Annotated in this window: 10 protein-coding genes and 4 tRNA genes; 10 read left to right on the top strand and 4 right to left on the bottom strand. The window is 34.8% G+C overall.

What is annotated here, in order from left to right:
* Window positions 1–2 precede the first annotated feature (2 nt).
* The 3 genes from J6569_RS10775 to J6569_RS10765 form a co-directional block, all read right to left on the bottom strand.
* Window positions 3–75: transfer RNA gene (locus J6569_RS10775), tRNA-Lys, on the bottom strand.
* 10 nt (window positions 76–85) lie between these two features.
* A tRNA-Val gene (locus J6569_RS10770) sits at window positions 86–161 on the bottom strand.
* Between the two features lie 35 nt (window positions 162–196).
* Window positions 197–272: transfer RNA gene (locus J6569_RS10765), tRNA-Val, on the bottom strand.
* Between the two features lie 203 nt (window positions 273–475).
* Here J6569_RS10765 and J6569_RS10760 point away from each other — a divergent pair.
* From J6569_RS10760 to tusA, 6 genes are all read left to right on the top strand, one after another.
* Window positions 476–1,426 carry a PilN domain-containing protein gene (locus J6569_RS10760; protein ID WP_296318427.1) on the top strand — a complete coding sequence of 317 codons (951 nt, stop codon included), beginning with the start codon at window positions 476–478 and terminating at the stop codon, window positions 1,424–1,426.
* Window positions 1,416–1,883 (top strand): hypothetical protein, encoded by a 468-nt coding sequence (locus tag J6569_RS10755; protein ID WP_296318426.1) that lies wholly within the window; start codon window positions 1,416–1,418, stop codon window positions 1,881–1,883. Before J6569_RS10760 ends, J6569_RS10755 begins: the two co-directional genes overlap by 11 nt.
* Window position 1,884: 1 nt before the next feature.
* Window positions 1,885–2,256 carry a hypothetical protein gene (locus J6569_RS10750; protein ID WP_296302752.1) on the top strand — a complete coding sequence of 124 codons (372 nt, stop codon included), beginning with the start codon at window positions 1,885–1,887 and terminating at the stop codon, window positions 2,254–2,256.
* 133 nt (window positions 2,257–2,389) lie between these two features.
* Entirely contained in the window at window positions 2,390–3,586 is a 1,197-nt protein-coding gene (locus J6569_RS10745; protein ID WP_296318425.1) for a secretin N-terminal domain-containing protein, read from the top strand.
* A gap of 117 nt (window positions 3,587–3,703) precedes the next feature.
* Window positions 3,704–4,510: a Cof-type HAD-IIB family hydrolase gene (locus tag J6569_RS10740; protein ID WP_065589572.1), complete on the top strand. Its 807-nt coding sequence runs from the start codon at window positions 3,704–3,706 to the stop codon at window positions 4,508–4,510.
* A 9-nt stretch (window positions 4,511–4,519) separates the two neighbouring features.
* Window positions 4,520–4,756 carry a sulfurtransferase TusA gene (gene tusA / locus J6569_RS10735; protein ID WP_065589573.1) on the top strand — a complete coding sequence of 79 codons (237 nt, stop codon included), beginning with the start codon at window positions 4,520–4,522 and terminating at the stop codon, window positions 4,754–4,756.
* A gap of 47 nt (window positions 4,757–4,803) precedes the next feature.
* Here tusA and J6569_RS11320 read toward each other — a convergent pair whose 3' ends face one another.
* The gene (locus J6569_RS11320) at window positions 4,804–5,208 is read right to left on the bottom strand and encodes a protein YgfX (protein WP_366941275.1); all 405 of its coding nucleotides are present in this window, start codon (window positions 5,206–5,208) and stop codon (window positions 4,804–4,806) included.
* Window positions 5,209–5,456: 248 nt separating this feature from the next.
* Between J6569_RS11320 and J6569_RS10730 the strand changes: the two genes are divergently transcribed.
* The 4 genes from J6569_RS10730 (at window position 5,457) to J6569_RS10715 (ending at window position 8,991) form a co-directional block, all read left to right on the top strand.
* Window positions 5,457–7,997 (top strand): PBP1A family penicillin-binding protein, encoded by a 2,541-nt coding sequence (locus J6569_RS10730; protein WP_208610442.1) that lies wholly within the window; start codon window positions 5,457–5,459, stop codon window positions 7,995–7,997.
* A 13-nt stretch (window positions 7,998–8,010) separates the two neighbouring features.
* Entirely contained in the window at window positions 8,011–8,574 is a 564-nt protein-coding gene (rsmD, locus tag J6569_RS10725) for a 16S rRNA (guanine(966)-N(2))-methyltransferase RsmD (RefSeq protein WP_296318424.1), read from the top strand.
* On the top strand, window positions 8,574–8,843 hold the full coding sequence (locus J6569_RS10720; RefSeq protein WP_085164689.1) for a DUF1145 domain-containing protein: 270 nt from the start codon (window positions 8,574–8,576) through the stop codon (window positions 8,841–8,843). The genes rsmD and J6569_RS10720 overlap by 1 nt, the downstream gene beginning before the upstream one ends.
* A gap of 72 nt (window positions 8,844–8,915) precedes the next feature.
* A tRNA-Gly gene (locus tag J6569_RS10715) sits at window positions 8,916–8,991 on the top strand.
* Window position 8,992: the final 1 nt, after the last annotated feature.

The raw sequence follows: 8,992 nt of genomic DNA, 5'->3' as shown, positions 1-8,992 counted from the left end.
GGTGGGTCGTGAGCGATTCGAACGCTCGACCAACGGATTAAAAGTCCGCTGCTCTACCGACTGAGCTAACGACCCATCTTAAAGATGGTGGGTGATACCGGGTTCGAACCAGTGACCCCCTCCTTGTAAGGGAGGTGCTCTCCCAACTGAGCTAATCACCCCAAGTGTTTCATTACTGAAACATCACGGTAAAGATTGGTGGGTGATACCGGGTTCGAACCAGTGACCCCCTCCTTGTAAGGGAGGTGCTCTCCCAACTGAGCTAATCACCCTTACCGTGTGGATGTGCATTATAAGGCACGACTTATTTCAGTCAACCTTTTTTTTTAAAATTCTCTAAAATCTACTTCGTTCGATTTAATTTTAAACATTTTTTGGGTGATAGTTCGCAAAAATCGCTTTTGTCAGTTTTTATTTAGGAAAAGATGATTATGATTAAGTGATGCTATTATCAGAAACAAGAAGATAATCCATCATGATTTTTAATAAAAGTAGCGTCATTATTTATGTCGAACCTACAATTTTGCGCTATAGGATTGAAAATTCAGTTAAGCGAAATGCTACAACAGCCACTAGCGAAGATCTGATTGTATTTAATTATCAAAATGAAAATGATATAGATATTTTTATTGATGAGTTACGAAAAAAAATTTCTGAGCGTGCGGTATTTGAACTTAATTTGGATATCAATTTAATTCAAATACAACAATTAAACTTACCTGATGTAAAGCTAAATTTAAATGAATTGAGTTTATACGTTGAAGCTAACATCTATAAATTATTCCAAGTGTCGGCTAAAAGTGTGTTTTTTGATTTTGTTTATTCAACTGAACATACAAAACAAATTACAGTGATGATAGTTGAACGTCATTATATTGAAAATTGGATCAATCTTTTTAAAAAGCATCAACGACTATTAACTTTTGTAGGTTGTCGATTTGAAAATAATAAAGTTAATTTTTTACCTTGGCGGCAAGAGAAACAAACAAAACATCAACGACAATTGACAGGCGTGGTTATTGGATTTATGGGCATAATAAGTTGTTTACTCTGTTATTTGTGGATACAAGCTCGAAATGATTTAAAAACTTATGATGAAAAATTATTACACCAGCAAAAGATAGTACAAAAATTAACTGAAGAATTAGTTAATTATTTGCCTAATCCATCATTAAGCCAAAAACAAATTCAGCAATCCTTATTATTGCTTTCAGAACAGTTACCTTCAGTAATTTGGCTTGATTCTTTCTATTATGAACCTAAAAAAGTAGCAATAGAAGGGCAAAGCTTTAGTTATGTCGAACTTACTCATTTTAACCAAAATTTGTTAATGCTAAAAAATATCGCTAAAAGTCAAATAAAGACCGTATCGACCAATAAGAATAATTTATTTTTTGAAATGGAAATGGAACTTAATGAACAGTGATTTTTTCTATCGCCCAGTTTGGCAACAGTACGCATTGTGTATTTTATGTTGTTTAGCATTTTTTGTTATTGTTTATCAACTTTTTATTAAAGAAGGCCAGCAACAAGCTGAGCTAAAGGCCGAGTTATATCAGCAAAAGATTACTGAAATTAAATTGTTACAGGCAAAAGTAAGGCGTTATCAGGCAAGTAAAAATAGTTTATATAGTTTGATATCTGAAAAAGAATTAGCGTTGGCCATTGAACAAAATCATCTAACACTAAGTTCCTTTAAACATTATCAAACTGACAATACGGTTAATTGGGATATTGAATTAGAAGGGCAATTTTTTGATTTTATGACTTTAATTTCATCATTAACGGATGATTTTTATTATCTTGATTTTCAGAATCTAAAAATCAGCAAGCAAGAACAGCAGTTACAGATCATGTTTACGCTCTTATTTAAAAAGGCATAAAGTGAAACGTTATATCTATCAATTTATTAGTTTATTAATTGTTATCTGTTTTGAACTAAAGGCCGATGTGTCTTTAGAACGAGATCCTTTTCAACAAAATTACTCAGTTTCTTGTAGTGAGCAAACGACGTTACTGCTTGAACAAATTCAAGTTTGGCATTTTAGGGGAAGCATGAATCAAATTGATCAGAATTATCAGCAAATTTGGTTAACATCTGAAAATCAATGGTTAGCAATAACTGATGATGTGGTGCCTAACGTTTTGTTTCCTTGGCGTTTGCAATCTTTATTAAACGATAAAATAACGTGGCAGGCCGATTTGCCTGATTATTGCCATAGTACTGTATCATGGACAATGTCGCTAAATGAATAATAACAATAGTAAGAATCAAAAGCATCAATGGCTAGAACAATGTATTTGCAGATTGATTAAAGCAATAATAAGTTTGTTAGCTGTAATAATTTTTATATTTGTAACAATGATCATAAATACAACTTACGCAAATATGAAGCAATCAGTAAATGTCGATTCGCAACAAAATATCTCAATGACATTCTACCAAACCGACATTGCAATTATCTTACAAGCTTTAGCCGATAATCAGCAGATGAATTTAGTCATGACCGAAGATATACCAATTAAGCAAACCATTAAACTCAACAACGTTGATTGGCACAAAGCGCTAAAGATCATATTAGATTCGGCAAATTTACAAGCCGAAATTGACGATAATATTTTGTTCGTATCTAAAGCGATAGAACCAGAAGTTTTATTGAAAAAACAGCAATCTGAACAAAGAGAAAAAGAATTAAACCAACCACTTAATTCTTTGCCTATAGCTGTTAATCATGCAGACCCAGCCACCTTAATTGAAACAATTCAACAACAAGGATTATTATCAGAACGGGGCAAGATTACGCTCGATAAGCGGACAAATTCGCTTATCATTACCGATTTAGCTAAACAATTTGCTAATATCCAAAAATTAGTTAAAACACTGGATAAACCAATGCCTCAAGTTCATATTTCAGCGCATATTGTTACCATGAATGAGGAGAGCATGTCAGAGCTGGGTATAAAATGGGGATATTCAGGAAAATCATCGCAATTATTAGATAAGTTCGATGTGGGGCTTGGAGCTAGTTATCCCACCACAACTGTAGGTTTTAATTTGGCTAAAATATCTGGTCATTTACTTAATTTAGAGTTATCAGCGCTCGAATCTGAAAATCAACTTGAAATTATAGCCAGCCCAAATTTGTTAACAGCCAATCAAAATATGGCGTCGATAAAACAAGGTACTGAAATTCCTTACGAGGTTTCTAGTGGTAGTAATGGTGCAACATCTATTGAATTTAAGCCTGCGGTGTTAGGGCTAGAGGTCACACCGAAAGTACTAACAGATGATAGGATGATTTTAGACTTATACATTACGCAAAATACGGCTGGTCGCTCAATAAAACGTAGTGATGGTGGTGAGGCAATAGCTATTGATACACAAGAGATCAAAACACAAGTTCAAATAAGAAATGGCGAAACAGTAGTTTTAGGTGGTATTTTTCAACAGTTTAACACCAATGGGCAACAAAAAGTACCTGGTGCGGGCGATGTGCCCATTATTGGAAATATATTTAAATATAATAGAAAAAAACAGCAAAAACGAGAGTTGGTTATTTTTATTACACCGCAATTGGTTGAGTAAATGTTAACGGAGTTGTATCATACTTTAACTTGTTTTAGCAGTTGCTTTGATAAGTAAATATTGTTTTAAAGTATATTATTATTATTATTATTACCATTAATTATAAAAGTAGAGAATATTATGCATGTTGTTGCTTCTGATTTAGACGGTACTTTATTAACTCCTGAACATAGCTTATCACCTTATACCAAGCAAGTCCTTCAAGCGTTACGTAAAAAAGGCATTCACTTTGTTTTTGCAACTGGCAGACACCACATTGATGTCGCTCAAATGCGTGAAAACATGGAAATTGACGCCTTTATGATAACAGCAAATGGTGCTAGGGTGCATGATAGCGAAGGTAATCTAGTTTTTAGCCAAAGTATTTCCCCATCGCTTGCTAGTGAAATAGCTAAAATGAGTATGGATGATCCTTTAATTTATACTCATGTATATCGTGGTGATCATTGGTTAATTAATAAGGAAGATACATATTCATTAGAATTCTTTCGAGACACAGATTTTACTTATCAATTATTTAATCCACTTAATTTTGACACTAGCGATGTTGCTAAAATTTATTTTACGACAACGGATAATGCACTTTACCCGCATTTAGTCCAATTAAAGAATCGACTTGATGCAAAATTTGGTGACAAACTTAGCATTGCTTTTTCAACCTTAAATTGCCTTGAAGTGATGGCCGAAAATGTGTCTAAGGGTAGTGCACTAAAAAAAGTGGTAGAAAAATTAGGTTACAGTTTAAAAGATAGTATCGCTTTTGGTGATGGCATGAATGACTACGAAATGTTAAAAGCCGCAGGTAAAGGTTGTATAATGCAAAACGGAAGCTCGGAATTAAAATCATTATTGCCTGAGTTAGAGGTTATTGGCTCTAACGCTCAAGATGCTGTACCACATTATCTAAGTAAACTGTTTTTATAATTATTAAATATGAATATAACTATTGATAAAGAACTCAACACGCTTGGATTGCGTTGTCCTGAACCTATTATGTTAATTAGAAAAGCGATCCGAGAACTATCTATAGGACAAGTTCTTTATGTGATCGCTGATGATTTTGCAACTACTCGTGATGTACCTAGCTTTTGTCGCCATATGGATCATCAATTACTGTCATTGCAAATAGAATCTCAACCTTATCAGTATTGGATCAAAAAATCCCATTAGTGTAACGATTTTTATGGCAAAAAGTTTCAGGAAAGTAGGTGTTTTTGTCAATTTAATTCGATTTGCTTTAAGTAAAAACGTAATGTACGCCAATCATTAGGTTGAAGATTATCAACCATTAATAATAGCGTACAGCGTTTGCCATTATGTCGTGATTTTAAGTTTAAAATAATGATATAACGAAATATCAACGGTCTATGCATTAAGTACCAACGTTGTTTGTGCCAGTATATTTGATTGATACAGTGAAATAGCGCAAATTCGTCTTTAATAGTTTTGAAATAACGTAGACTGTGCCACCATTCTATTATTAATAATAGAATAATAACAAAGGTATAACAATTTAAGTATGTGTTAGCAAACATAACTAAACAAAGTGCGATTAACACTGAGTAAAAAAGAGTTGAAATCTGTAATTGTATCTTTGATATGCTAAGTTTTATGCTCCACATAATTCATTCTTTACTTTAGTTAAATTAGGATTATTTCATTCTTTTGCAAAAAATTACTTAAAATAAAGACAAATATGGGAGATAATGCGCATAATTTTTGTGTGTTTTAATAAACGAGCGATCAACCATAGACATTTTTTTTAATGTCAATGTGAAGATCCAGAACTGAAGATAGTGTTACTAAATTTGGCGCAGAGAGAACTCTCGTGCCATTATTTTTGCCTTAAAATTTAGAATAGGAAAGATTTGTGATATTAATTAGAGTGTTAAAAATTATTCTAAAATTATTCATTGGCTTATTTCTTTGTGGCTTAATTATTGGTATTGCAGGTTATGCTCATTATTCAAAGGATCTTCCTGATGTCACTACATTAAAAGATGTTCGACTTCAAACACCAATGCAAGTATTAAGCAAAGATGGTGAATTAATTGCCATTTTTGGTGAACGGCGTAGAACCCCTCTGAAATATGATGAAATTCCTCCAATAGTTATTAATGCGGTCATTGCAACTGAAGATGCTCGTTTTTATGAACATTTTGGCATCGATCCAGTTGGTATTGCTCGAGCGATGTATATTGGTTTAAAGCAGAAAGGATTTTCTCAAGGTGGCAGTACAATTACGCAACAAGTCGCTAAGAACTTTTTCTTAACACCTGAAAAAAGTATAGCGCGTAAAGTCAAAGAAATGATTTTGGCTATCCGTATGGAAAAAGAGTTATCAAAAGAAGAAATCATGGCACTATACCTTAACATGATTAACTTCGGATCGAGGGCATATGGTGTTGCTGCTGCATCTTATACTTTTTTTGGTAAAACACCTGAACAGTTAACTGTTGATGAAGCGGCTTTATTAGCTGGTTTACCAAATGCACCATCAGCTTACAACCCAATTTCACATCCAGAACGAGCATTGACTAGACGCAATTGGGTACTAGGACGAATGCTAGATCAATCCTATATTACTCAAGCAGAATATGACGAAGCGATTAAAAAGCCGTTAGGCGCTAGCTACCACTCACCACAAATTGAGTTTTCGGCGCCTTATGTTGCCGAAATGGCACGTCAATTTATGTACGACAAATTTGGCGAAAATGCCTACACAGATGGCTATAAAGTCTATACAACTATCTCAAAAACCGATCAAATAGCTGCAACAGAAACAGTGCAAAAGCATATTATTGAGTATGATACCAGACATGGTTATCGTGGTGCTGAAAAAGTATTATGGCAACCAGACGAAGCACCATGGAATTCTGAACAAATCCAGCAAACTCTTAATAAATACATGTGCTATGGCGGAATATGCCCAGCGGTGGTCATGACATCTTCAGATAAAGAAGCAACAGCGGTATTATCTGATAAAAGTAATATTACTATTGCATATCAAAACATGAAATGGGCGCGTCCATTTATTAGCGATACAAGACAAGGCGCTTACCCAAGAAAAGTCTCTGACACCATCAAGGCAGGACAGTTAATTTGGGTCAAAAAAACTGATGATAATTGGGAATTATCACAAATTCCAGCTGTTAACGCTGCGCTAGTATCACTTGATTCAGACAATGGTGCAATCAAAGCGATTGTTGGTGGTTATGATTTTAATTTGAGTAAATTTAATCGAGCAACACAAGCACTAAGGCAATTAGGCTCGAATATTAAACCATTTATTTATACCTCAACATTAGAGCAAGGTTTAACAATGGCTACGCTTCTTAATGATGCACCAATTGTTCGTTCTGCGGGTAGTGCTACATGGCGTCCTAAAAACTCACCACCTACCTATGCAGGACCTTTACGTTTAAGAATTGGCCTAGGAATGTCTAAAAATGTAATGATGGTAAGAGCATTGCGTGCAGTTGGTATAGATTATGCTGCGACTTATTTAGAGCGTTTTGGATTTCCTAAAGAAAATATTTCTTATAATGAATCGTTAGCTTTAGGTTCGGCATCATTTACGCCATTGCAAGTGGCAAGAGCTTATTCGGTGATCACTAATGGCGGTTATTTAATATCACCATATTTAATTGAAAAAATTGAGGAAAATGATGGTAAAGGTCTAATTTATCAGCATCAACCTTTAATTGCTTGTCACAATTGTACTGACGATGACGTCATTGTAGGGGCCACACCAGTATCACTTGATAATGTTGAAAATGAATCAACCGAATTAGGTAATGAAGAGCCAGAGCAAGAAAATCTAAAAGCAGATGATAATATAATTTTACCTGATATTGATACTGAAAATAAAGTCACTGATGTAACACCAAAATACGCACCGCATACGGTAAATAGTGGTATTGCATTTATTATGAAAGATGGTCTTCGATCCATCGTATTTGGTGGTTCAGATTGGCAAGGTACTGCATGGCGTGTAAAAGCATTGGGTAGAAAAGATGTCGGAGGTAAAACTGGGACAACTAACTCATCTAAAGACGTTTGGTTTTCTGGATTTGGTGGCAATATTGTAACTACTGTTTGGATGGGATTTGATGATCATCGCCGTGACTTGGGGCGAACTGTCCGAGCTGAAGCAGGGGCTGTAACCGCAAACCCAATATGGGTTGATTATATGAAAGTTGCCCTAAAAGATGTACCAGTAATAGAAGATGTAAAACCTGCTAATGTTATTTCTGTTACTATTGATCAAAAAACAGGTCTATTACCTCAATCTGGATCTAAAACAATGTCAGAGTACTTTATAAAAGGTACCGAACCAACGACTTATGCGACCCAAGAGGTGGGCACGAAAGTAACAGATTCAGAAGGTAATACTTCAGAACTATTCTAATAAAGGATTTAGCATGAATGGTTCAATAAGAATTATTGGCGGAAAATGGCGTGGGCGTAAATTGTCGGTACTAGACAAACAAGGATTACGCCCAACCACCGATCGAATCAAAGAAACTCTATATAACTGGTTAATGCCAGTTATACATGATAGTGATTGTTTGGACTGCTTTTCGGGTAGTGGCTCATTAGGTTTTGAAGCAGCATCCAGAGGAGCCCAAAGTGTTACTTTGCTCGAAAAAGATAAACAAGTAGCACAGCTACTTAGCAAAAATAAACAGATTATTGCTAGCAACGCAATCGACATTTATCATACTGATACTTTACAATGGCTAAACAGGCCAGCAGTAAAACAGTTTGATATTGTATTTATCGATCCGCCATTTCATCAATCATTAGTCGCAAAAACGGTTAACGAACTTGAAAATAACAACTGGCTAAAACCGTTGGCTTATATTTATATTGAAACAGAAATACAGCATGATCTAACAACTTATATTCCAACTAACTGGCGCTTACATCGTGAAAAAATTGCAGGGCAAGTTCACAGCTATCTATTTATACGAGAAGATAATTAATGTTCATCTTTATTGGTAAAACTTTATACTCATTAATGTGGTTATTTTTATTATTTAACTTAATCCACCCATATCCAAAACCGGCAAATGTTGTTGCCAATATTGGCTTAATCGCCTTTACTGTTACTCATGGTTTACAAGCATGGATGTTAAACTCAACCATGACCAAACAAGAAAAACAACAAGACAAATTTAAAGTGTTACGGCTATTTTTATTTGGTGTTTTTGAATCACTTAGTTGGAAAGATAGTTTGAAAGACAAAAAATAATAATAAAAAGAGGTTGCGAGATACAAAAATTTTTGTATAATGCTCACCACTTCTTACGAAGCACCTCAATAAGCGGGAATAGCTCAGTTGGTAGAGCACGACCTTGCCAAGGTCGGGGTCGCGAGTTCGAACCTCGTTTCCCGCTCCAA

The organism is Gilliamella sp. (genome assembly GCF_024104075.1).
Classification (GTDB): Bacteria; Pseudomonadota; Gammaproteobacteria; order Enterobacterales; family Orbaceae; genus Gilliamella; species Gilliamella bombi.
The sequence above is the reverse complement of the archived record's forward strand: the minus strand, read 5'-3'. Positions and strand labels throughout refer to the sequence as shown.

What these genes read in the sequence shown, in the direction of transcription:
- J6569_RS10745 (WP_296318425.1), top strand. Translation starts at nt 2,390, where the DNA reads ATGAAGCAATCAGTAAATGTCGATTCGCAACAAAATATCTCAATGACA.
- J6569_RS11320 (WP_366941275.1), bottom strand. Translation starts at nt 5,208, where the DNA reads ATGTGGAGCATAAAACTTAGCATATCAAAGATACAATTACAGATTTCA.
- J6569_RS10720 (WP_085164689.1), top strand. Translation starts at nt 8,574, where the DNA reads ATGTTCATCTTTATTGGTAAAACTTTATACTCATTAATGTGGTTATTT.
- J6569_RS10760 (WP_296318427.1), top strand. Translation starts at nt 476, where the DNA reads ATGATTTTTAATAAAAGTAGCGTCATTATTTATGTCGAACCTACAATT.
- rsmD (WP_296318424.1), top strand. Translation starts at nt 8,011, where the DNA reads ATGAATGGTTCAATAAGAATTATTGGCGGAAAATGGCGTGGGCGTAAA.
- tusA (WP_065589573.1), top strand. Translation starts at nt 4,520, where the DNA reads ATGAATATAACTATTGATAAAGAACTCAACACGCTTGGATTGCGTTGT.
- J6569_RS10755 (WP_296318426.1), top strand. Translation starts at nt 1,416, where the DNA reads ATGAACAGTGATTTTTTCTATCGCCCAGTTTGGCAACAGTACGCATTG.